This window comes from Paenibacillus litoralis (assembly GCF_046244365.1).
Taxonomy (GTDB): Bacteria; Bacillota; Bacilli; order Paenibacillales; family NBRC-103111; genus Paenibacillus_V.
Genome location: NZ_CP176395.1, coordinates 2,885,618 through 2,907,394 on the forward strand (window position 1 = coordinate 2,885,618; position 21,777 = coordinate 2,907,394).

Annotated in this window: 24 protein-coding genes and 1 tRNA gene; 15 read left to right on the plus strand and 10 right to left on the minus strand. The window is 55.1% G+C overall.

The window, feature by feature from the left end:
* Window positions 1-67: 67 nt before the first annotated feature.
* Window positions 68-352: a hypothetical protein gene (locus ACKGJP_RS11565; protein ID WP_409345803.1), complete on the plus strand. Its 285-nt coding sequence runs from the start codon at window positions 68-70 to the stop codon at window positions 350-352.
* Between the two features lie 25 nt (window positions 353-377).
* Complete coding sequence (locus ACKGJP_RS11570) at window positions 378-815, plus strand: hypothetical protein (protein ID WP_409345804.1); 438 nt, start codon at window positions 378-380, stop codon at window positions 813-815.
* On the opposite strand, the gene ACKGJP_RS11575 is transcribed toward ACKGJP_RS11570, so the two are convergent.
* The gene (locus ACKGJP_RS11575; RefSeq protein WP_409345805.1) at window positions 738-1,787 is read right to left on the minus strand and encodes a hypothetical protein; all 1,050 of its coding nucleotides are present in this window, start codon (window positions 1,785-1,787) and stop codon (window positions 738-740) included. The genes ACKGJP_RS11570 and ACKGJP_RS11575 overlap by 78 nt on opposite strands.
* A gap of 435 nt (window positions 1,788-2,222) precedes the next feature.
* On the opposite strand from ACKGJP_RS11575, the gene ACKGJP_RS11580 reads away from it, so the two are divergent.
* The gene (locus ACKGJP_RS11580) at window positions 2,223-2,846 is read left to right on the plus strand and encodes a DedA family protein (RefSeq protein ID WP_409345806.1); all 624 of its coding nucleotides are present in this window, start codon (window positions 2,223-2,225) and stop codon (window positions 2,844-2,846) included.
* Between the two features lie 168 nt (window positions 2,847-3,014).
* Here the strand turns inward: ACKGJP_RS11580 and ACKGJP_RS11585 are convergent, their stop codons facing one another.
* From ACKGJP_RS11585 to ACKGJP_RS11595, 3 genes are all read right to left on the minus strand, one after another.
* Window positions 3,015-3,803: an SIMPL domain-containing protein gene (locus ACKGJP_RS11585; protein WP_409345807.1), complete on the minus strand. Its 789-nt coding sequence runs from the start codon at window positions 3,801-3,803 to the stop codon at window positions 3,015-3,017.
* Between the two features lie 110 nt (window positions 3,804-3,913).
* Entirely contained in the window at window positions 3,914-5,644 is a 1,731-nt protein-coding gene (locus ACKGJP_RS11590) for an ABC transporter ATP-binding protein (RefSeq protein ID WP_409345808.1), read from the minus strand.
* Entirely contained in the window at window positions 5,637-7,442 is a 1,806-nt protein-coding gene (locus ACKGJP_RS11595) for an ABC transporter ATP-binding protein (protein WP_409345809.1), read from the minus strand. The genes ACKGJP_RS11590 and ACKGJP_RS11595 overlap by 8 nt, the downstream gene beginning before the upstream one ends.
* Before the next feature lie 242 nt (window positions 7,443-7,684).
* On the opposite strand from ACKGJP_RS11595, the gene ACKGJP_RS11600 reads away from it, so the two are divergent.
* The 5 genes from ACKGJP_RS11600 (at window position 7,685) to ACKGJP_RS11620 (ending at window position 13,771) form a co-directional block, all read left to right on the plus strand.
* The gene (locus ACKGJP_RS11600) at window positions 7,685-9,754 is read left to right on the plus strand and encodes a bifunctional aldolase/short-chain dehydrogenase (RefSeq protein WP_409345810.1); all 2,070 of its coding nucleotides are present in this window, start codon (window positions 7,685-7,687) and stop codon (window positions 9,752-9,754) included.
* A 12-nt stretch (window positions 9,755-9,766) separates the two neighbouring features.
* Window positions 9,767-10,156, plus strand: a complete 390-nt coding sequence (locus tag ACKGJP_RS11605) for a sensory rhodopsin transducer (protein WP_409345811.1) — start codon at window positions 9,767-9,769, stop codon at window positions 10,154-10,156.
* An 8-nt stretch (window positions 10,157-10,164) separates the two neighbouring features.
* Entirely contained in the window at window positions 10,165-11,385 is a 1,221-nt protein-coding gene (rhaI, locus tag ACKGJP_RS11610; protein ID WP_409345812.1) for an L-rhamnose isomerase, read from the plus strand.
* The gene (locus tag ACKGJP_RS11615; RefSeq protein WP_409345813.1) at window positions 11,382-12,935 is read left to right on the plus strand and encodes a rhamnulokinase; all 1,554 of its coding nucleotides are present in this window, start codon (window positions 11,382-11,384) and stop codon (window positions 12,933-12,935) included. Before rhaI ends, ACKGJP_RS11615 begins: the two co-directional genes overlap by 4 nt.
* A 77-nt stretch (window positions 12,936-13,012) precedes the next feature.
* A complete protein-coding gene (locus ACKGJP_RS11620) occupies window positions 13,013-13,771 on the plus strand; it encodes a DeoR/GlpR family DNA-binding transcription regulator (RefSeq protein WP_409345814.1) in 759 nt (252 codons plus the stop codon).
* A gap of 60 nt (window positions 13,772-13,831) precedes the next feature.
* On the opposite strand, the gene ACKGJP_RS11625 is transcribed toward ACKGJP_RS11620, so the two are convergent.
* A complete protein-coding gene (locus ACKGJP_RS11625) occupies window positions 13,832-14,554 on the minus strand; it encodes a DUF4309 domain-containing protein (protein WP_409345815.1) in 723 nt (240 codons plus the stop codon).
* Window positions 14,555-14,885: 331 nt separating this feature from the next.
* Between ACKGJP_RS11625 and ACKGJP_RS11630 the strand changes: the two genes are divergently transcribed.
* Together ACKGJP_RS11630 and ACKGJP_RS11635 are read left to right on the plus strand one after the other, a co-directional pair.
* Window positions 14,886-15,455, plus strand: a complete 570-nt coding sequence (locus ACKGJP_RS11630; protein WP_409345816.1) for a xanthine phosphoribosyltransferase — start codon at window positions 14,886-14,888, stop codon at window positions 15,453-15,455.
* A gap of 138 nt (window positions 15,456-15,593) precedes the next feature.
* Window positions 15,594-15,920, plus strand: a complete 327-nt coding sequence (locus ACKGJP_RS11635; protein ID WP_409345817.1) for a hypothetical protein — start codon at window positions 15,594-15,596, stop codon at window positions 15,918-15,920.
* Window positions 15,921-16,014: 94 nt separating this feature from the next.
* Here the strand turns inward: ACKGJP_RS11635 and ACKGJP_RS11640 are convergent, their stop codons facing one another.
* Window positions 16,015-16,323, minus strand: coding sequence for a hypothetical protein (locus ACKGJP_RS11640; protein ID WP_409345818.1), 309 nt, complete (start codon window positions 16,321-16,323; stop codon window positions 16,015-16,017).
* A 230-nt stretch (window positions 16,324-16,553) separates the two neighbouring features.
* Here ACKGJP_RS11640 and ACKGJP_RS11645 point away from each other — a divergent pair, with 230 nt between their 5' ends.
* The gene (locus tag ACKGJP_RS11645) at window positions 16,554-17,714 is read left to right on the plus strand and encodes a trans-sulfuration enzyme family protein (RefSeq protein ID WP_409345819.1); all 1,161 of its coding nucleotides are present in this window, start codon (window positions 16,554-16,556) and stop codon (window positions 17,712-17,714) included.
* 43 nt (window positions 17,715-17,757) lie between these two features.
* Here the strand turns inward: ACKGJP_RS11645 and ACKGJP_RS11650 are convergent, their stop codons facing one another.
* On the minus strand, window positions 17,758-18,438 hold the full coding sequence (locus tag ACKGJP_RS11650) for a FadR/GntR family transcriptional regulator (protein WP_409345820.1): 681 nt from the start codon (window positions 18,436-18,438) through the stop codon (window positions 17,758-17,760).
* Window positions 18,439-18,599: 161 nt separating this feature from the next.
* On the opposite strand from ACKGJP_RS11650, the gene ACKGJP_RS11655 reads away from it, so the two are divergent.
* On the plus strand, window positions 18,600-18,800 hold the full coding sequence (locus ACKGJP_RS11655; protein WP_409345821.1) for a hypothetical protein: 201 nt from the start codon (window positions 18,600-18,602) through the stop codon (window positions 18,798-18,800).
* A complete protein-coding gene (locus tag ACKGJP_RS11660) occupies window positions 18,797-19,558 on the plus strand; it encodes an adenosylcobinamide amidohydrolase (protein WP_409345822.1) in 762 nt (253 codons plus the stop codon). The genes ACKGJP_RS11655 and ACKGJP_RS11660 overlap by 4 nt, the downstream gene beginning before the upstream one ends.
* Here ACKGJP_RS11660 and ACKGJP_RS11665 read toward each other — a convergent pair.
* Window positions 19,555-19,911, minus strand: a complete 357-nt coding sequence (locus ACKGJP_RS11665; protein WP_409345823.1) for a hypothetical protein — start codon at window positions 19,909-19,911, stop codon at window positions 19,555-19,557. The two genes, ACKGJP_RS11660 and ACKGJP_RS11665, sit on opposite strands and share 4 nt — an antisense overlap.
* 21 nt (window positions 19,912-19,932) lie before the next feature.
* Window positions 19,933-20,085 (minus strand): hypothetical protein, encoded by a 153-nt coding sequence (locus ACKGJP_RS11670; RefSeq protein WP_409345824.1) that lies wholly within the window; start codon window positions 20,083-20,085, stop codon window positions 19,933-19,935.
* Window positions 20,086-20,316: 231 nt separating this feature from the next.
* On the opposite strand from ACKGJP_RS11670, the gene ACKGJP_RS11675 reads away from it, so the two are divergent.
* Both ACKGJP_RS11675 and ACKGJP_RS11680 read left to right on the plus strand, forming a co-directional pair.
* Window positions 20,317-20,403, plus strand: a tRNA-Leu gene (locus tag ACKGJP_RS11675).
* Window positions 20,404-20,687: 284 nt separating this feature from the next.
* A complete protein-coding gene (locus ACKGJP_RS11680) occupies window positions 20,688-20,942 on the plus strand; it encodes a DUF3951 domain-containing protein (protein ID WP_409345825.1) in 255 nt (84 codons plus the stop codon).
* 284 nt (window positions 20,943-21,226) lie between these two features.
* On the opposite strand, the gene ACKGJP_RS11685 is transcribed toward ACKGJP_RS11680, so the two are convergent.
* Window positions 21,227-21,772 (minus strand): CDP-alcohol phosphatidyltransferase family protein, encoded by a 546-nt coding sequence (locus ACKGJP_RS11685; RefSeq protein WP_409345826.1) that lies wholly within the window; start codon window positions 21,770-21,772, stop codon window positions 21,227-21,229.
* Window positions 21,773-21,777 lie beyond the last annotated feature (5 nt).

Genomic DNA, 21,777 nt, shown 5'->3' on the forward strand with positions numbered 1-21,777 from the left:
TCTCGTTGCTTTTTTTCAATCGCATCGACTACTATATAGAGAAAAGAGATTCAAGCGGAGGTTGACGATGGGCGAGGGGAAGAAAACATCCGGCGATCGGGAAATTACGTATCAGGTAGGTTGGAAGCGCGGCAAAATTCAGGCGGCGGAAAACGGCTCGCCCGTAAAGAACGGGAATCCGGGCGGGAAAACGCCTCATTTCGTCATCGAGACCCGCGGCGCCAAGCTGCTCCGCGCCATCTGGCGGCCGGTTCCGGCCGCGCCGGCTTCCGTAAGCGGCGCTCTATTGTTCGCGCTGCCCGTAATCAGCTTCGCCGTAACCCTCTGGCTTGTCTACCGGCTATCGCGTTAAACGAAACGAAAGGATGGATCGTACTTTGAACCCTCTAATCCTCGCCATTATTGCGGGAATGATCGGTATCGCCGTTACTGGCGCCGCCTTCTATACGATATGGTACCTGTTCGAGCAGTGGAAAAAGCAGCAAGCCTCCGCAGGCGAAGGCACGGCCAGGCCGACGGTCTCCGAAACGGCAGGCGCTCTGCTGCTGCGATGGACGGTTCTGGATTATGCGGTATTGCTGCTTATGGCCGCGGGCATGCTGTTGTTGCTTGCCGACGTTCTCGGCGTTATCCGGGACCGGTCAAGCTACCCTGATTATCACTACGGCTATTTGCTGGCCGGCACCGCATTCGCTTTTCTCGGCATGCTGTTTATGCTCGTCCGGCTGCTCGTCGTACTAAGTGTTGCGCGGAAGCCGGCTGCGCCTGCGCCAAACGACGGACACGAGCCAAATCAGGCTCACGACGCCGAATAGCGGATATAAGGTGGACAGCAGTTTGGTAAACCCGATCTGGCTTACGAAATAGGCGGCAACCAAAATAACCGAGATAATCAGTTTCGGATTCCAGGTCATCCGCTGTTGAAGTTGAAGCGACAAGCCGTATACGTCGGCTACCAGCGTCGTGAATATTTCACCGTAGATGACGGCGATGTACATGATCAGTACGGCTTTGCCGAGCGGATAAATAACGTGTCCCATCGGAATTTCAAATTGCATAATACCCGGCATCTGCGCGGATAAAGCATAATGGCAAGCGAGCAGCATGATGCCGATGCCGATTCCCCCAAGCAGTCCGCCCCAGAACAAAGCCGACCGGTCGCGTATTGCGGAGCCGAGAGGAACGAGGACGGCCTGCGCGCTCGCCAGGTTAAAAGCCGCGTACAGCAGCGGTGCGAACCAGATGCGGTGAAGCGGATAATCGCTCTCCAAGAGGATCCAGTTATGCGCGTTCGGCTGCGTCCAGGTGGCATATACGATAGCCGCCGTGAAAACGAGCATAATCGGCACGACAAGCGAATTGACGGCCACTATGGCCTGCATGCCTCTGGCGATGACCGCATAGGCGAGTATCATCGTAATCAGCAAGCCGGTCTGGTAGGACATATGGAGATGCTCCGCAAACAACGATCCCGCTCCCGCGAGCATTACGGTGCTGACGCCGAACAGAATGACGAGCATGAACAGACCGAGCCATCCCCCAAGTTTTGCCCCGAACAAATCTTTAATTAAATCCTCGTAGGAGTTCGCCTTCATTTCGTTCGAGATAAGCATCAGTTTAATCCCAAGCCAGGTGAACAGCAGGGTGGCGAACCCGATCGTTGCCGTTGCCATCCAGCCGTACCGAGTAAAAAACTGGAGTATTTCCTGGCCGCTTGCGAAGCCTGCTCCGACGACCGTTCCGATATAAGTAAAGGCTACCTGTACGATTTGCACATACTTCCGCATGAAATGGTTTCCCGCCCCTCGCACCGATATTTCGCAGCGGTTATAAAACGCCTCCGCGGTCCGGTCTTTCCAGCCATGACAGAAAGTAATAAAATATCCGCGGATTGTTCCGGCTCCGGCAAACGCACGGCTCTAAGACGCCGCGTGGCATTTGTCCATGTGTGCATCCGAAAGCCGATTTATGGCGATAGTACAACCTATGACGGTTTGTCCGGCGGCATGACAAAATCACTTGGGTAACGTGCGACTTTCTGATACAATGGTAAAGGCTCGGAAGCAATCGACAAAAATCGAGCATTCTCGCTCGCTACATAACGGAAGCTGCGGCAGTTTATCGCCGGTCTCGGGCTGTTTCCGAAGGGTTACCCGGAAGCTCGTGTCCGGCTTCGCTGCGCCGCTCCTTTGGACAGGTGAATGCAGGACGGGTCAGGGTTTATGTTTGGTGGAGGTGGAAGCGTGCAAGAAGCGCTGCAGCAAATGCTTTTGCATTACGGCTACGTGATGTTATTCGGATTGCTTGCCGTCGGCATAGTGGGAATCCCGGTTCCGGACGAAATCTTGATGACGTTCGTCGGGTACTGGACATCGGTGGGCACTTTTTCTTATACCGTATCGATCCTTGTAAGCTTCGCCGGGGCCATGACCGGAATGGTGGTCAGCTATACGCTCGGCAGAAGGGTAGGCAAACCGTTTCTGTGGCGGTACGGCAAATGGGTGAAGCTGACTCCGGAAAGGCTGGAGAAAGCGGAAGGATGGTTCCATAAATACGGGCTTTGGACGGTAAGCTTCGGCTATTTCGTCCCGGGCGTACGGCATTTTACCTGCTACTTAGCGGGGGTTAGCGCCGTCAAGTTTTGGCGGTATTTGCTTTATGCGGGGACGGGGGCGTTAATCTGGTGCACGACGTTCATCACCCTCGGCCATTTCATCGGCGCCAGCTTGCTGACGCTGATGCCCGCCGTCCATCATTACGTCGGACAGTGCTTGCTCCTGCTCGCTATCATTGGCGGCGCCGTTCTGCTTGTCGTATTGAGACGGAGAAGACGGTCCCTTTCATAAGGCGCTTCAAATGAAAAAAACCTCCCGATTGCGGTTCGTAAAGAACCGGATCGGGAGGTTTTTTTGAAAGATCGGAAAGGAAATCCTCCGCTGATTGTTCCATTTGTCGGCAAACGTCCGGATCAAAGACGCCGAACGGCGTTTATCCTTGCCGTTCGGCGAAGCCGATTATTGGAACTCGAACGTCACTTGGACGGAGCCGGTCAGCGTCAGCTCGCCGGCTTGAATCGAGGTGGCCGAATCCATGGCGGCCGATTTGGCCATCGCGTATCCGCCTAGTTCGACCGGACGCGGCGTGCCTGCGCTGCTGCTTTGCTCGACGTGGATGATTCCTTTGAGCGATTTGCCGGCATATTTGGCGATCGATTTCGCTTTCGTTTCGGCATTGGCCATCGCTTTCTCAATCACTTGAAGCTCATAATCCTGGCCCTTCTCGGTGCCGAATTGAATGCCGTTCACGCGGTTTACGCCCGCCTCGGATGCTGCGTCAAGCAGCTCGCCGATCTTGGCGAGATCGCGGTACGTGACGGTGACGGAATGGTTGGCCGTATATCCGGTTACTTTCGGCCCTTGTTTGTCCTCGTAGCTGTACTGAGGCTGAACGTTGAAGCCGGACGTTTTCACGTCTTTCTTGTCGAACTTGTACGTATCGTAAAGCAGCTTCTCCAGCTTCGCGAACGTGTCGGCATTCGCCTTCTGCGCTTCGTTGGCAGTTTTCCCCTCGGTCTGAATCGCGAACGTCACGTAAGCGACATCCGGCGTCACCGAAAACTCGCCTTGACCGGAAACTTGAATCGTGTTGCGCTCCACCGATTGTTCACCTGCCGCTTCCGCCGTCGCCGGCTTGATCAGTTCCGCCGCCGTCGACGAATAGAACGGCGCCGCGAGCACAAGCGCTCCTGCAGCTACGCTGCCGATCAGCCATTTCTTCGATCTGCTGAGTGGTTGACCCATCATACATTCCTCTTTTCTCCGCTATAATTGGTTCTCGCCTTAATAACGCGCAAATATTGCCAATAGTTGCGCCAGTCCACAAAATAATTTTTCACGATGCCATATCCCATTTATTATCCTCCGGCAGAAGGGAGTGAGGCCGCTGTCTGCTTCTGCACCAGTCTGCGGTAAACGGAATCGTATGCCAGAAGCTGATCGTGCGTGCCTTGTTCCGCGACGCTCCCTCGATCCATCACCATAATAAGGTCGGCATTCCGAATCGTTGACAGGCGATGCGCGATAATGACGGTAATCCGCCCCTTGCGAAGCCGATCGAGATTTTCCTGAACCTGCCGTTCCGTCTCCATATCAAGCGAGGAGGTTGCTTCATCCAGTATTAGCACTTCGGTATCTCTTAAAACGGCTCTGGCAAGGGCAAGCCTTTGCCTTTGGCCTCCGGAAAGCGTAATGCCGCGTTCGCCGATTACGGTGTCGTAGCCGTCCGGAAGAGACGCGATAAAATCGTGAATCAGCATCGCTCGGCAAACCTCGGCAATACGAGCTTCTGACACGTTCTCGCATCCGAGCAGCAAATTCGTGCGGATCGTATCCGGAAACAAATACGGCTCTTGAAAGACGATCGTCACGCGATCCATCCATGCGGATCTGTGAATGTCCGGCAACGGCGCGTCATTGATCAGGATCCTGCCCGATGCCGGCTCGAAAAATCGGACGAGGAGGCTTGCGATCGTTGACTTCCCGCCTCCGCTCGATCCAACGAATGCGGTTTTTTGCCCTTCTTCGATGGTCAACTGAAGCCGTTCCAAAACCGGTTGATCACCGTAACGGAAAGAAACCTCCTCAAACCGGATGGAGCGGATCGGCTCGCGGAGAAGCTCTGCTCCGTTCGGAATCCGTTCATCCTCCAGCACGACGCGAACCCGTTCGACTGATGCCATTTTGCCGGAAAGACCCATAGCGAATTGGTAAATGCCGTTCAGCGACTCCATCATCCGGCTCGTGAACTGGTAGGTTACGACGAACATGCCGATCGATAATTTTCCGTCAAGCACAAGCATTCCGCCGTAAGCGAGAACGAACAAGACCGCCCCCCATTTGAGCGGGTCGCTGAGCATCATCTGCTTGTTGATCAGCTTGCCCTCCTTCATTACGCTGGCAAAATACGTTTGAAATTTATTTCGGTACACATTCGTTTCCCAATCCTGGCGGTGAAACGCAATGACCTCTCTCGTTGAAGACACCCCTTCCTCCAAATGCACGAGCAGGTCCGATTTATGCCGGTTCACTTCGCCGGAAGCCTGCTTGCGGGCCGGGGCGAACGTTTTGCCGAGAATGACGTAAAGGGAGACGAACACGCACATGACACCGAGCATGACCGGGCTTGCCGAACCCATGATAACCATAATGGCAATGGCCGCCGCGACTTGCTGCATGAGCCGCGGGATATCGCTGCCCCCTAGTCCGGCGCACGTTTGCAGATCGTTAGTGAACAGGTATACATAGTTCGCCGTACGTTCTTTTTGCAGCGTCCCGATCGGAATCCGGTGCATATGCCGCATCAACTCTCCGCACATGGAGGTCCGGATTTTGGAATTTGTCAGGTGGATCGTATGCGGACCGAATGTGAACAGAAGGGAATAAGCGAGATAAGCGGCGGCAATTTGTGCGAGCAGCGGCCAAAACCGTCCGGACTGTCCTCCAAGCAGCACGTCGTCGGTCATTTTCTGCACCAGACCTACGGATGCAAGGTTTGACAAAGCTTCCAGCGCCATGAGGAGCGTAGCGGCGAGCAGCAAGCCTTTGGCCTGCTTTACATGCGACCATAACCATTTTATGTTAGCCATTCGCATACTCCTTCACTTGTTCTTGTACTTTAATCAGTTGGCTGAAAGCGCCGCCTGCACGCAAAAGCTCGTCATAGGTGCCGGTTTCCACGACACGTCCGTTATCGATAACGGCAATGCGATCGAAATCTTTGACCGTAGACAGCCGGTGGGCGACGGCAATGACCGTGCGGCCGGGCAGCAGCGTATCAAACGCTTTCTGCACCTCCGCTTCGCTGGCATTGTCTAATGCCGAGGTCGCTTCGTCCAGCAGGACGACCGCCGGATTCCGAATCAGCATGCGAGCTATCGCTATCCGCTGTCTTTGTCCGCCGGAAAGCTTGATACCTCTCTCGCCGACGACTGTTTCGTACCCGTCCTGCAGCTGCATGATGAATTCGTGGGCATTAGCCATTCTCGCCGCCGCCTGCACTTGCTCTTCGGAAGCATCGGGATTGCCGAAGCGAATGTTCTCTTTAACCGTTGTTCCGAACATGTACGTTTCCTGAAACACGTAGCCGAGCGACTGTCTTAAGGAAGCCAAGGAGAGCTTCGTTACCGGAAGGCCGTCCAGCCATATTCGGCCTTCCTGCGGATCGTAAAATCGGCCGACCAGCTTAAGTGCCGTTGATTTGCCATTGCCGCTTGTGCCGACTAGGGCGACGCGCTCGCCGGCCCGGATCGTCAAATCGAACCCTCTCAGCACGGGTTGTCCCAGACCGTAGGAAAAACATACGTTCTCAAACCTAATCTCACCCCGCACGGAAGGAAGAGTCTGCGTTTGCGCGGCTTCCTCCACTTGCGGGGCGATGCGGATAAATCGGTGCAGCCGCTCCGCTTGATACATGAGCACCTTTTGCTCCGTAATGTTCGTGACGACGGCAGTCAGCCGATGCATAGCCGTAAAATAATACAGCATAAAGGCGATGAACGCTCCGACCGACAGCCGATCGTGCTGCAGCAAGTAGTACCCGTATATGAAAATGACGACTGCGCCGAGCTGGTAAGTCAGCCGCCGGTTCGTGCCCCGCCAATAGGCGAACCAATAGGTGCGAATCATGCTGGCGTTAAAGGTGCCGACTCTTTGGAGATAGCGGCCGAGGTCCCACGCTTCTGCACCGGACGCGCGCAGCTCGGCAAGCGCCGATACGCTCTCGTAACTTTTTTGATTTTCTTCTACGCGGTTTTGCGACATGATTTTGCCCGTTACCGACGCTTTGCGCTCCAAGGCAGGCCCGAAAACATAGTAAAGCAGGAAGCAGGGCAGGACGACGACGGATAGCTGTGGGCTTGTGGCAACCATGACGGTGACGGCGATGACGGAAAAAAGAACTTCATGAATCATCCACGGGAAGCTTTGCCGGTACAAGCTTTGCAGGGCGCCGACCTCCGTATTGAGAAACGACAGCGTCTGTCCGACCGGATTTTGTTCGTAGTAGGCGAAGCCCAGCTTGCGCAGGTGCCGGAAAATGGAAAGCTGCAAATCGCGGCCGGCCTTTTCTTGAATATGGCGCTGTAGCAGGTTACAAAGCATGCTCACCCCAAGATTGAGCGCAATTACGCCGGCAAGTCCGGCAATCGAAAAGTAAAACAGCCGCCAGTTCCGTTCGGGCAGCATGTCGTCGATGAATGTTTGAATAAATTTCGGGATGACGAGCTCGGCCGCAGTCGACACGAGCATGGCGGCTACGAGAAGAAGCAAGAGACCTGTGTAAGGCTTCAGGAACGATAGCGACCAGACGTAAACCGGCCACAATTTGACGGAATCCTGCTCCGGTTTCGAGCGAGTACCGCTTTTCGGACGGGTTTGTAGCTGCAAAGGATGCACCTGCCTATTATTCGTTTTTTGGAAAGGATAGACAAACATCTTATGGAATGTCCAAGCAGGTTGTCAATGGCCGGAAGCCGGAATATTTGGTTTCAATAAAAAAGTCCGATAGTACTAATAATCACAGAAAAACAAACATAAAAATAATAATTCAAAAATATATAAAGATATGATAGTATGAAAACAGAATACTTCAATCATAACCAAGCGTAAACAAACATGGAGGGGAAAAAATGGCATCGTTTTTATGGGAAAACGGCAAAGCGGCGGAATTAAACAAAGGGCTTGACGAGCTCGTTTATCGCTCCAATCTGATCGGAACCGACCGTTCCGTCTGCAACTGGGGGGGCGGCAATACGTCGATGAAGACGACCGTGAAGGATTTTCGAGGTCGCGACGTCGAAGTGATGTATGTCAAAGGAAGCGGCTCCGATCTGGGTACGATGAAAGCCCCGAATTTCACGGGACTTCGCATGGAAGACATTCGCCCGCTGTTCGAGCGGGATGCGATGAGCGATGAAGAAATGGTCGCGTATTTGGCAAACTGCATGATCGACAGCAAGCACCCTCGGGCTTCAATTGAAACCTTGCTGCATGCGTTCCTTCCGTTCAATCACGTGGATCATACGCATCCCGATGCCATCATCGGCTTGTGCTGCGCAGACAACGGCAAGCAGCTCGCGAAAGAAATTTACGGCGACCGGTTCGTTTGGGTGCCTTACGTACGGCCGGGCTTTACGCTGTCCAAAATGATCGCGGAGGGCGTACGGAGCAACCCGAAGGCCGAGCTAGTTCTAATGGAAAAGCACGGACTCGTCACTTGGGGCGAAACGTCCGAGCTGTGCTACCGCAAGACGCTCGACATTATCGGCGAAGCGGAGGCGTTCATCGAAGCCCGGGTTAGCGAAAGCAAGCTGTACGGCGGCGCGAAATACGAGTCCCTGGCGCCGGAAGAGCGCCGCAGCGCGGTGGCGCGCATGATGCCGGCCGTTCGCGGTGCGGTGGGCGCGGAGAAACGAATGATTCTGACGTTCGACGACGAAGCGGACGTTCTGCAATTTGTGAACGGGCGCGATTCGGCGGTCTTGTCGCAAGTGGGCGCAGCGTGTCCGGATCATCTCGTGCATACCAAAATGAAGCCGTTATTCGTCGATTGGAATCCGGCAACCCAAGATGCCGATGCGCTGCAGCAAGCTGTCGTCGAAGGCATCGAAGCCTACAAAGCGGAATACCGCGCCTATTTCGAGCGCAACCGCAACGAAGGCGACCGCATGTTCGAAGCGGCTCCCCGCGTCATTTTGATTCCGGGCATCGGCATGATCAACACCGGTAAAAGCCATGCGATGTCCAAAGTAAGCGGGGCGCTGTATCACCGCGCCATCGCCGTTATGCGCGGCGCAACGTCGCTAGGCGCGTTCGTCTCGCTCAGCGAGAACGAGTCGTACAACGTCGAGTACTGGCCGCTGGAGCTGTACAAATTGACGCTGGCTCCCGCGGAGGCCGAGTTTTCCCGTCAAGTGGCGTTCGTTACGGGCGGAGCGGGCGGCATCGGCAGCGTGACCTGCCGGCAGTTTGCCAAAGACGGCGCGCACATCGTCATCGCCGATCTGAATCTGGAAGGTGCGCAGAAGGTCGCCTCCGAAATCAATGAGGCCTACGGCGAAGGCCGCGCTATCGCAGTCAAAATGGACGTGACCAAGGAAGAGGACGTCGAAGCGGCATTTGCCGAGTCTGCGCTTGCCTACGGCGGCGTCGACATTCTCGTCAACAACGCGGGACTCGCAACCTCGAGTCCGTTTGACGAAACGTCGCTGAAGGAATGGAACTTGAACATGAATGTGCTCGGCACAGGCTATTTCCTGGTGGCGCGGGAGGCGTTCAAGCTGATGAAGAAGCAGCGCACCGGCGGCGGCATGGTGTTTATCGGCTCCAAAAATTCCGTTTACGCCGGCAAGAACGCATCCGCCTACAGTACGGCCAAGGCGGCGGAAGCGCATCTGGCCCGCTGCATCGCGGCGGAAGGCGGAGAGTTCGGCATCCGCGTCAACACGGTGCTGCCTGACGCCATTTTGCAAGGCTCGGCGATCTGGAATTCGAACTGGCGCAACGAGCGCGCGGCGGCGTACGGCATCCAGCCCGACCAGCTCGAGGAATATTATCGCAAACGGACGACGCTGCTCGTCAATATTTATCCGCAGGACATCGCCGATGCGATCCTATATTTTGCCTCGTCCAAGGCGTCCAAAACGACAGGCTGCATGCTGACCGTCGACGGCGGCGTACCTGCCGCATTTACCCGCTAGGAGGCGAACCGCATGGCTAACGCGCCAAAAGGACATACGCTTTGGTATATCCCGGACGGCTATATCCCGCCGAATAGCACGGGCGAGCTGGAAAGCCACGAATCGGTATGCGTGCTGAATACGGGCGACGGGGAGGCGAAGCTCCGGTTTACGATCTTTTTCGAGGACCGGCCGCCGATCGAGCATATCGAGGCCGTCATCCCCGGCAGACGAACGAAGCATGTGCGCACGAGCTCGCTCCGCAGCGGAGTGCAAACGATTCCGGCAGGCGTTCCTTACGCCATCGAGGTCGAAAGCGACATCCCGGTTATTGTACAATACAGCAGGCTGGACACGACGCAAGCCGCCAACGCGTTAATGACGACGCTCGGCTATCCCCTATCGAACAGTGCGAAAGGATGATGAGAACGATGCAGGACCGCGCATACGCCTTATTTGAAGAGCAGCAAAAAGCAAGAGGAATCGATGTGGAAGCCGTAAAAGCGAAGCTGAAGTCGCTGAAGGTCGAAACGCCATCGTGGGGCTACGCCGATCAAGGCACCCGCTTCAAAACGTTTCAAAAGGTCGGCGTTCCGAGAAACACGTTCGAGAAAATAGAAGACGCCGCACAGGTGCAAAAATATACGGGTATTTGTCCGAGTGTCGCCATTCATATTCCTTGGGATAAGGTCGACGATTATTCCGTGCTGAAAAAGCATGCGGCGGATCTCGGCGTTTCCATCGGCGCGATAAACCCGAACCTGTTTCAGGACGACGATTACATGCTCGGCAGCGTAACGAATTCGAAAGCGGCGGTCCGGCGCAAAGCGACCGATCACTTGCTGGAATGCGTGGAGATCGCCAAAACGGTCGGCTCGAAGGATATCAGCCTATGGTTTGCCGACGGCACGAATTATCCCGGCCAAGCCGACATCCGCAAGCGGGTGCACTGGATGCATGAATCGCTTAAGGAAATGTACGGCGCATTGAATGCGGACATGCGGATGCTGATCGAGTATAAATTTTTCGAGCCCGCGTTCTATCATACCGATCTCGCGGATTGGGGCATGGCTTTCAATATGGCGAATAAACTGGGGCCGCAGGCGCAGGTGCTGGTGGATACGGGGCATCACGCGCAGGGCACGAACATCGAGCATATCGTCGCTTATTTGATCGGCGAATACAAGCTCGGCGGCTTCCACTTCAACAGCCGCAAATATGCGGACGACGACCTCATTGTCGGTTCGGTCAATCCTTACGAGCTGTTCCTCATCTTCTATCAAATTTTGGATGCGGCTGCGGACAACGATTCGAAGGTGCGCCAAACGGCGGACGACATTGCCTATATGATCGATCAGAGCCACAATATCGAGGAAAAAATACCGGCGATGCTCCGCTCCGTCATGAACGTGCAAACGCAGTTTGCCAAGGCGCTGCTCGTTAATCTGGACGAAGTGAAGGACGCGCAGGAACGGCAGGACGTGCTGGGCGCGGAAGAAGCCGTTCGCGGCGCGTACGAGCTTGACGTGACGCCGCTGTTGTACGCCGTACGCGAGGAGATGGGCGTGCCGGTCGAACCGCACAAAGCTTACCGTGCCAGCGGCTACGGCGAGCAAATCGCCTCCCGCGGCAAAGGCGGTGCCAGCTGGTGAGCCGGGCGAGGACGGTACTCGCGTTCGATCTGGGCGCAGGGAGCGGCCGCGCCGTTATCGGACAGCTGACGCAGGGAGAGGAAGACGGGGCCGTCATGCCCCGTCTTTCCATATGCGAGGTGCACCGGTTCCCGAACGAGCCGGTACAGGCCGGAGGCAGGCTGCACTGGGATATATTGCGCCTGCTGCATGAAATCAAGCAGGGCATCCGCAAGGCGCAGCTGTTGCATGGTGCCGGAACGGCGGGCCTTACGGCTGAGGAAGCCGGCATGGCGCCGTCCCGAACGGGCATCGCTAGCATCGGCATCGATTCGTGGGCGGTCGATTTCGGCCTGCTTGGCGCGAATGGGGAGCTTCTTGGCAATCCTTACCATTATCGCGACAGGCACACGGACGGAATGATCGAAGAACTGTGCGAAAGGCTCGGCAAGGAGCGCCTGTTTGGGGAATCCGGCATTCAGTTTCTGCCGTTCAATACGATTTATCAGCTGTATGCGCTCAAAAAAGCGGATTCTCCGCTACTCAAGCAGGCGGAGACGCTGCTCATGATCCCCGATCTGCTTATTTACTTCCTGACCGGCGAGAAGATTTGCGAATTTACGAACGCTTCGACGACGCAAATGCTCCATCCGCTCACCCGCGATTGGAATGAAGGGACGCTTGCGCAGCTCGGACTGCCTGCCGGACTGCTGCTACCGGCCGAGCAGCCCGGAACCGTCATCGGCAAGTTGTCGCCGGAAGTATGCGAAGAGCTGGACGTTCCGGCGATACCGGTTACCGCCGTCGGCGAGCATGATACGGCGTCAGCTGTCGCAGCTGTCCCTGCAGGAGCGGAGCCGTTCGCTTATTTGATATGCGGCACCTGGTCGCTGCTCGGAACGGAAGTGAGCGAACCGGCGCTCGGTCCGCAAGCATTGGCGTGGAATTTCACCAATGAAGGCGGCGTAGGCGGCACTTACCGGCTGCTTCGCAACATCATGGGGCTCTGGCTGCTTCAGGAAAGCAAGCGCCATTGGGACAACGCCGGCTCAAGCCGGTCTTACGAGGAGCTCGTGCAGTCGGCCGAACAGGCGGAGCCCTTCCGCTGCTTGATTAATCCCGACGACGACATCTTCCTCCCCCCGGGCGACATGCCGGAGCGGATCCGCGAGTTTTGCCGCCGGACGGGGCAATACGTACCGCAGTCGGAGGGGGAAATCGTCCGCTGTATCCTGGAAAGCTTGGCGCTGACCTACCGGCTCGTGCTTGAGCGCACGGAACGTCTAGCAGGCGCTTCCTACGCCAGGCTGCATATGGTAGGAGGCGGCATCAACAACCGCATGCTGTGCCAGTTTACAGCAAGCGCTATCGGCCGGGCGGTTTGGGCCGGACCGGTCGAGGCGAGCGCGATCGGCAATGTGCTCGTGCAGCTTATGGCACTCGGACATATCGAGAGCTTGGAGGACGGACGCGCAATCGTTCGCGAATCGTTCCCGATCGACGTCTATGAGCCCTCGGACACTGCCGAGTGGCGGCAGGCTTATGCTTCGTTCCAAAAGCTGTTACAATAGAACGGATAACGATTGCAGCGGACAAACGGTCTGGGCGGCGCGGGCGTACCGCGCCGTTTTGCAAAGGAGGGCGACTTATGCTTGCAGCGGAACGACTGCATAAAATCGTCGAATTGGTTAACGAACGGGGAAGCATTCGCGTTTCCGAGCTAAGCGAGATTCTCGGCGTGACGGAAGAAACGATACGCCGCGACCTCGACAAGCTGGAGGGGGAAGGGAAGCTTCTGCGCAGCCATGGGGGCGCAGTGAGCGTTCGCGACACGCAGGCCGAGGTGCCTTACGCGGTGCGCGAGGTGATGAACAACGAAGAGAAATCGAGAATCGCAGCCGAGGCGGTCAAACATATCGAGGCCGGAGAACGAATCATTCTGGATGCCAGCACGACGGCCTGGTTCATGGCGCGCTTGCTGCCCGATATGCCGCTTACGGTCTTGACCAATTCGCTTAAGGTGGCGGTGGAGCTAAGCACGAAGGAGAAAATTCAAGTGATTTCGACCGGAGGGCGGCTGACGCACGGCTCCTTGTCCTATGTCGGACCGCTGGCCGAACGCTCGCTCGAGCAGTACTACGTGGATAAGCTGTTTTTCTCCTGCAAGGGCGTTCATACGGAGCGGGGAGTCAGCGAAACGAATGAGGCGCAAGCGCAGATCAAGCAGAGGATGATCGCCATCGCGGAACGCGTTTATTTGCTGGCGGATTACAGCAAGTTCGGCGTTCAGGCATTTACGCACGTGTCGGGCTGGGGGAAGGTCAAGCATCTTATCACGGACTCCAGAACGAATGCCGAAGATCTCGGTTTGCTGAAAGAAGCGGGTGTAGATGTCATTCGGGCATAACGGCTGCGCACACGGAAAAGGAGGAGCGGCGGCTCCTCCTTTTTGTCGATTCGTAAACGATCACGTATCTGTTCTTGCAAATAGCTTAATGGAACGAATGACCGTCGTCTTCAGATCGATATCGAGCTTCAGGACGGTTGTTTTCGTTTTGTAGGTCAGTACGTAGCTGGTTTGCGTATCGGGCTTGCCCAATGCTTCGATCGCTTGGGAAGCCTTCTGGCCGAGCCGCAGACCGTTCAATCCCGGGTTGACCTCGCTGCTCGAAACGTCTACGAATTGCAAGCGGTTGCTGCTGTCGAAGCCGGCGGAAAAATCGCCGTAATCGAGCACGGTCAGCGTCTCCGCTTCGTCTTCCATATGAAACTGGCTGTCCGGCTTGCCGTAAGCGCCGGTTACTTTATCCTTGAGCATTTGAAGCGTAAGCCCCATCAACGACGGATTTTGGGGGCTGTATGGATTCGCCTCGGCATAATCCTGCTTGCCGCCTTTGTCTTTGTCCGGCTTCGGACTCGCGGCAGAAGCAGAGATCGTTCCGTTATCGAGCGATTGGGCCGTTTTGGGCTGCGCGGTCACGGACGACTCTTGGCCATCCTGCGGCGGCTGAGCTTCGCTCGGCTGCGGCGCTACCGGCGTAGTCGGTCCGGGCTGCGCATTCGCTCCATGCGTAGTATTATCGGCAGTTGGAGCGGCTGCTTCAGGACTACCCTGTTGACAAGCTGTGAGCATAAGCGCAAGCACAACCAGCATAGAGGCGGAAACGCAGCTGCTTTTCCTGTGCGACATGATCATCGTTCCTTTCGGTTTACGCCGTCTTAGCAGAAGCGCATTTCTATCATACGTCTGAAGGCCGGTACCGTTCAAGGTGTGTTCCCATTAGAAAGCAGATTATACTATAATAGACGGTTTCCATGGACAAAAAGTTTCGCCCTGATGCAAAATTTCGCGCCCTTCTGCAGAAAATAGGTAAATGGTCGCAGCATAGCGGACAAGGGGCATCAATAAGTAACGTTTCTGTTAAATTCTAAAAAGTCGGTACAGACTACTTGAAAAAAGACAAGTCTGTATGATAAGGTGAAAAACAAAATCGATACGAAAAATAGGGGGGCTCAGGCCAATGGAGCTATTAAAACAGCGCATCTTACAGGAAGGGACCGTTCATACGCACGACGTGCTGAAGCTGGACGCCATCCTGAACCATCAGGTTGATCCGCAACTCATTATGGAGCTCGGCAAACAGTTCGCCCGTTTGTTCCGCGAGCAAGAGGTCACGAAGGTGCTTACGATCGAATCGTCGGGGATATCCGTCGCATTCGCGACAGCGCTCGAGCTTGGGGTGCCGCTCGTATTCGCGCGCCGCAAAAAAACGCTGACGACCGACGCCGAAACGTACTGCGAACGCGTGCCGTCTTTTACGAAAGGGATCGTCACCGATATCATGGTATCCAAAAAGTATTTGTCGGCGGCCGACCGTGTGCTGCTGATCGACGATATCATCGCGAACGGCGACGCGGCTCGGGGCATTATCCGCATCATCGAACAGGCGGGGGCTCACTTGATCGGAATGGGCGTTGTGGTAGAGAAAACGTTCCAGGCCGGTGCAAGGACGATCCGCGAACAGGGGATTCGAGTGGAATCGCTGGCCAAAATAGCCGCGCTGCAAAACGGCAGCATTATTTTCGAATAAATCCGGCGTTTCCGGCGCAAATCGGTCCTCTTGAACCGGTGCCGAATCGGTCATGCCAGCGAAACCCTTCTTCCCTACGACTTCGTTTTCCATTATAATGGACGTAAGAGCGTTGGATTCAGGAGAGGAGGCAGGGCTATGGGGAACGAAAACATGACGGTTGATTTTTTAATAACGAAGCTGGCCGAAGCGAAAGTTCATTTCGAGCGTGCCCTCGATTGCAAGCATACCGAGTTTGACGACCTGTATCCTTACATGATTGAGCATCCGCAATTTTTCTGGTACAAACGGTATGTCGCTTGGTCCGAACTCTTGACGATCGTCAAGCTTTGCAACGAGCTGAGCGTATCGTGGGACGAACAATTTTCCCAGCAGCAGAAGGAATATATCGATAAGCGCGTGATGTCCAGCAAAGTGCTTGACTGCTGGTTCGAAACGAACGACTCGAAGGAGCACGTCAGCTAGATAAGCGTTACGAAATATCCGCAATGCAAAATCGACCTAATTGTCCGATGACGATTAGGTCTTTTCTTGTTCTCTTTATTTTGCTTGCGGCGAGCTAGTTTAAAACATGCATGGATTCGATATGCTCGCGCGTTTCCGGCGTACCGAGATCGTGCAGCATCCGGTAAATTTCGCGAAGATTGTAATCATATAGATCATTCTCTTTATCGAACGAATACTCCAAGTACGGCGTTACGCCACGGCGTGCGGTGCTGATTTCGGCCTCCGCCGTTTCCTCGAACAGCTCTTGAAGCTTATTCAGCTCGTCGTCGGTAGCTTGAATTTCAAATTCGAAGGCTGCGGCCGACTCGTCCTGCAATATTTGGCCGGACCCGACCGATACGTAGTAGGTGGTTTTATCCATCGTTTCATCGCTCCTTTAGGTATTCCATGGTTTATCATCCCCAGCGAAGGCGGAATTTATGAAACAAGCCGGCAAAAAGAGCCGCTGAAGCCCATGATTTTGGCGATGAACGTGGATTGACAGCCGGAGTCTACGTGTAATACTATAAAGCTGTATGATAGGTTAAAGGGTAACGGAGCTTGATTATGTTGATTCTATTTTTAATAAGCCACTGAGGAGAGGTTGGTACCATGTCCGAGCATCAAGCTGCTTCGCGCAACATCCAGACGTTCGTCGTTCACGACGATCATGACGAGCGCCATCACGGGGCCGTCGCCATGCCGGTATACCAGAACAGCGTGTTTACATTCCCTACGCAGGGAAGCTTCGAGGAAGCGATGAGCGATTCGCGCGATCGGTTCATGTATACGCGAGGCAATAACCCTTCGGTTCGCCAGCTTGAAGAAAGACTTGCGAGCTTGGAAGGAGGAGAGAAGGCGCGCTGTTTCGCATCGGGTATGGCGGCGATCTCGACGGCCGTTATTTCGCTCGTACAGGCAGGGGATCATATCGTTTGCGTGGATCAGGCATACGGGCCGGCCAAGGACTTGATGGTGTCGGTGCTTTCGCGGTTCGGCGTGGAAACGACCTTCGTAAACGGCGCTTCGTTCGAGGAAATAGCCGGTACGGTAAAGCCGAATACGAAAATGATCTATTTGGAAAGCCCGACCAGCCTGCGATTCGAGCTGCAGGATTTGCGCCGCTGCGCGGAGCTGGCCAAACGGATCGGAGCCCGTACGGTCATCGACAACACGTGGGCAACCCCGGTTTATCAAAATCCGCTCGCTTACGGCATCGATCTGGTCGTCCACTCCGTGACGAAATATATCGGCGGGCACAGCGACTTGCTGGGCGGGGTCGTGATCGGCTCCGAGCAGCTGATCTCGCAAATTAACCGCGAGTATTTGCTGCTCGGCAGCATCATGCAGCCGGCAACGGCGGCTCAAGTGATGCGCGGCTTGCGGACGCTGCCGCTGCGCATGGAGAAGCTGCAGCAGAACGGACTGGAGGTAGCCCGTTATTTGGAGCAAGAGCCGCTTGTGGCGAAGGTGAACCATCCCGGACTGCCAAGCCATCCGCAGCATGAGCTCTATCTCAGCCAAATGAAAGGCGGAGGGAGTTTGTTCTCCGTCGAGCTGGCAATGACGGTGGAGAAGGCGAAGACATGGGTCGACAGCCTCGTATATTTTCGCAAAGGCTTTAGCTGGGGCGGTTATGAGAGTCTTATGTATATGCCGATTCAGCATCCCGACACCGAAGCGGGTGAGAACGTCATTGTCCGATTCTATATCGGACTGGAGGAGCCGGAGGATATCATCCGGAACATGCAGGAGGCGTTCGCGAAGCTGTAGTTCCTTTTGTCTGAAAAAAATAAACGGACCCGTAACGGGTCCGTTATTTTTTTTCGCGGCGGATCGCTTCCTCGATCGCGTCCATCAGCTTTTCGAATTCCTCGCGGGCTCTCGCTTTGTCGCCGGTGGCGATCGCCTCCGCGAGCGTGCGGTGGAAGGGGAACGAGTCGGCGAACAGCTGGCTGTTGCCAAGCGGCGCATAGCTCCAAAACTTGCGGAACATTTCCCATACCGATTCGACGATGCTTTGCAAAATCGGGTTTCCCGCCGACCGGTAAATGGCTTGGTGAAAGGCCAAATCCGCTAACGTGCTTTGAGGGAGCTGCTGGCGGTCGATTTCATCGCAAAATCTTAGCATATCGGCTATATCTTCGGGCGTAGCCTTCTCGGCTGCCAGCTCCACGGCAAGTCCCTCTAATGCGCGGCGCACCTGGCAGGTTTGGAGCAGAGCCGTTTTTTCGTCTTCGATATCGATCTTGGAAGAAAAATGGTAGGCACGGGCATCGTGAACGTAGACGCCTTTGCCGTTATGGATTTTGATGATGTCCATCGCATCGAGCGATCGAAGCGCTTCGCGCAGCGAAGTACGGCTGACGCCAAGCATTTCGGAGATTTGATCGAGCGGCGGAAGCTTGTCCCCTTTTTGCAAATCGTTCTCTGTTATGTATCGTTTGATTTCTTCGGCGGCCATTTCGTGCATTTGCATTTTCTGTATTTTGCGCATCGGTTCCAATCCCGCTTTCTTGACGCATAATCGTTCGAGAACCCGTACGGTCAGCTAGTTCGATCATAGGTTGGCGGTTGGAAGTTGTCAAGTGCAGCGCCTGCTGTGTTATAATTTCACTACATTGGAAGAAAGAATGGCAGATCGAGAGGAGCGATAGGATGATTACGGACGAGGAGTTGGACAGGTTCCGTCTGGACAATACGAAGGTTCGCATTATTCGCGACGCGGAAGAGGCGAACGACGTCAAAGGCTTCGTTGTCGCTTGGGACGAGAAAACCGTGTTAATTCGCAAGCAAAACCGGCGCGTCCTTAAGCTGGACCGTTCCTATACGTATAAACCGCTGGGAGAGCCGAGATGAATCGCCACACGACCGTCAAGCGTTTATCCGGAAACGAAGACATCCCCCTTCCGGAGCAGATGTTCTGGGGGATCGAAGAGAAAGGAAGCGAACGCTGGCTTACCGTCGGCGCCGACTTTCCTATGTATACGCTGAATTCGTCCATATGGGGCGGGGGGTACGGCTATCGCACGCGAATTATGAACAGGCAGGTACCCAAAAGCTATCGTGCGGATGACCCGGCTGCGGAAATGGCGGAATTTCTGCAAGGGATTCAGGCCGATCCCGGGCTTACGGCAGGAATGCTGACGTCTGCGAACATAAGCGACCTGGGGTGCGCAACCATGCAAATGCCGGGCAAGAACGAATCGCCGCTGCAGGTGACGGCATGGGTGACGGCAGGGCTTAGTAATAAAGCGAGAGCGGGGCTCGAGCTGCCTGAAGAAGCGCTGTATCCGGGAACGATCAATATGATAATCGTCGTGGATGCGGTCTTGTCGGAAGCGGCGATGGTCAATGCCGTCATTACGGCTACGGAGGCAAAAGCGGCCGTATTGCAGGACATGGACATCCGGCTGCGGGAATCCGGCTTGAACGCAACCGGGACATCGACAGATGCGATCGTGATCGCCGCTACGCAGCGGGGGGAAAGCTATATGTACGCGGGAACGGCGACCCGGCTCGGCCATATGATCGGCAGAACGGTATACGATGCGGCGTTTTATTCCACATCGCGTTATTTGGCGTATATGGCCAAGCATTTCCCGGAAAAGCTTTAGTCCCATTTGGAAATCGCATCAAGCAAATCGCTGATGCTGAAATCGCTGATTTCGCGAAGCAGATGCTCCATCCGCGTTTTACGGCGGAACGATCCGGCGAGGATGATCTGAATGTTCTGATCTTTGTCGATCAGGATGGAATCTACACTGAGTGCGTTGGTGAGCAGGGCGGTTACGACGGCGAGCTGCTGGGGAGACAGCTTGCCGAGCAGGGGGGCCAATTTGGCGGGAATTTTGTTGCCGCCGTTGGAACCGGACGAGCTGGCGCCATTGCCGGACGAGCTTCCACCCGAGGCGTTGCGGCTGCGGCCGCTTTTGCTATTCCCCTTTCCTTGGCTTCCGTTTCGGCCCACTGCCTTTCACCATCCGTTCGTTCAGCTCGTGTTCGGAGACTTCCCGGAGTTATCGGATTGCTGCTGAGCATCGTCGTCCCCATTGCCCGGGTATACCAAATAAATGAGTACGGCTACGATAAATGTAACGATAACGACCGCAAAATCCTGCCATATTTCTTTTTCGCGTGCCAACGGAATCCGTCCTTTCGACGATAGCGTCACGTAGGGCGTTCTATACTCTTAGTATAAGTAGCGATGTGCTTTAAGGTTCCAGCCGAACCCGCCCAAGCGATAGTTGCGCGGAACTTTACACGGAAAGGGGATGATGTGCTGAAAAAGGTTTGACACCGCTTCGTAAACGTGATATATTATTTTTCGTCCCCTAAAAAGGCCGCAGCCAAGCGGCTAGGACAAACCGGTTATGCGGTCGTGGCGGAATTGGCAGACGCGCTAGATTCAGGTTCTAGTGGGGTAACAGCCGTGGAGGTTCGAGTCCTCTCGACCGCACCATATGATCAAAGACTTCAGCTCATGAGCTGAAGTTTTTGTTTTTTCCGGAGCTTGCTTCAAAAAGACACGCCAGCCGTCGAAAAGCGGCGGACGTGTCTTTTTCTGCTAGCTGTTACTTGCGCGCGTTAATGCCTTCGTTCACTTCTTTAATGACCTGGGCGCCATGCTCCGAAATATCGCTGTTTACGCAGGCGGCTGCCGTCGCAGGACAAGGATTGAAACTTCCCGCTCCTATACCCGTAGAAAGCTGTAAGTTACATCATTTGGAAAGAGGTGACCCGACCATGGACCTATCCTTGCTTTTCGTCTTAGGGATTTTTGGTCCCATCTTCATTCTGCTAGCCATCATCGTAACGAAAATGTTCGCCATGAAGGCTCTTCCGGACAGCCGGTACACCCCCTTCGATCAAGCAACCGGGCAGACGAACATCGAGTTCCACGAGCAGAAGGAAGAGAAGGAAGAAGACAACGATCAGGGCGACGACAAGGATAAGCGGAAACGAGCCGCCGGCACGGGAACGCCCACGGATACGGACTAGAGGTAACTGAGCGTTAGCCGGCAATCCTGCCGCGAAAGAAAAAGAGCGGGTAAGCGCTTTATGCGGAGGACTTCCGGCTGCGGAGGCTCGGGGTCTTTCGGCCGGTCTATAGCTGCCTTCAAGACTCCAGAAGCTTCTGGAGTCTTTTTTGACTAAACCATATCTTACGCGGAAGCCGGAAAAGGAACGAGGAGACATGCGTCTCGAGGGTTTACTCCCCCGCAGCATGCGGCTTCGATCCGGTTCCGGCATATCTTTACGGGGATTTTGGCCGAATCGGCCCCTTACAGGTTACGGGTATCGGAAGGAAGGCTTGCCCGGATCATAGCGGGAAATTTGATTGTGCTTACCATTAGACAAGAAAGCAGCACGATAAGCGCGACCGTCGCTTCCAGAAGATAAAGATCGGGGCTCCAAAGCGCGAAAACGGACAAGATGCAGCCTGCTCCGGTGATCGGCAGTCCGGTATGATAGCGCGGCATGTGCGGGCTGACGTTGAAGCGCGCCAGCCTGAGCGCTCCGCAGATGAGGAACAGCGCCATCAACAAGATGCCCGCCGTGCGAAGCTCGTGCAGGATGCCTGCATATACAAGGAACGAAGGGGCTGCGCCGAATGAAATGAGCTCGCATAGCGATCTCAGCTCCTTGCAAAATGCGTTCGATTGCTCCCGCTCATTCGTGAAAAAGCCCCCTGCAACGTCCAGCAGTGCCGAAACGACAACGGAAAGCGCTGCGTGCAGCATCTGGCCGTGGAAGGTAAAAAGGAGCGAAATCATGCCCGCTCCTAGACTGGCTGCCGTAAACCATACGGGAATTGACTTTCCGAGCATCGCCT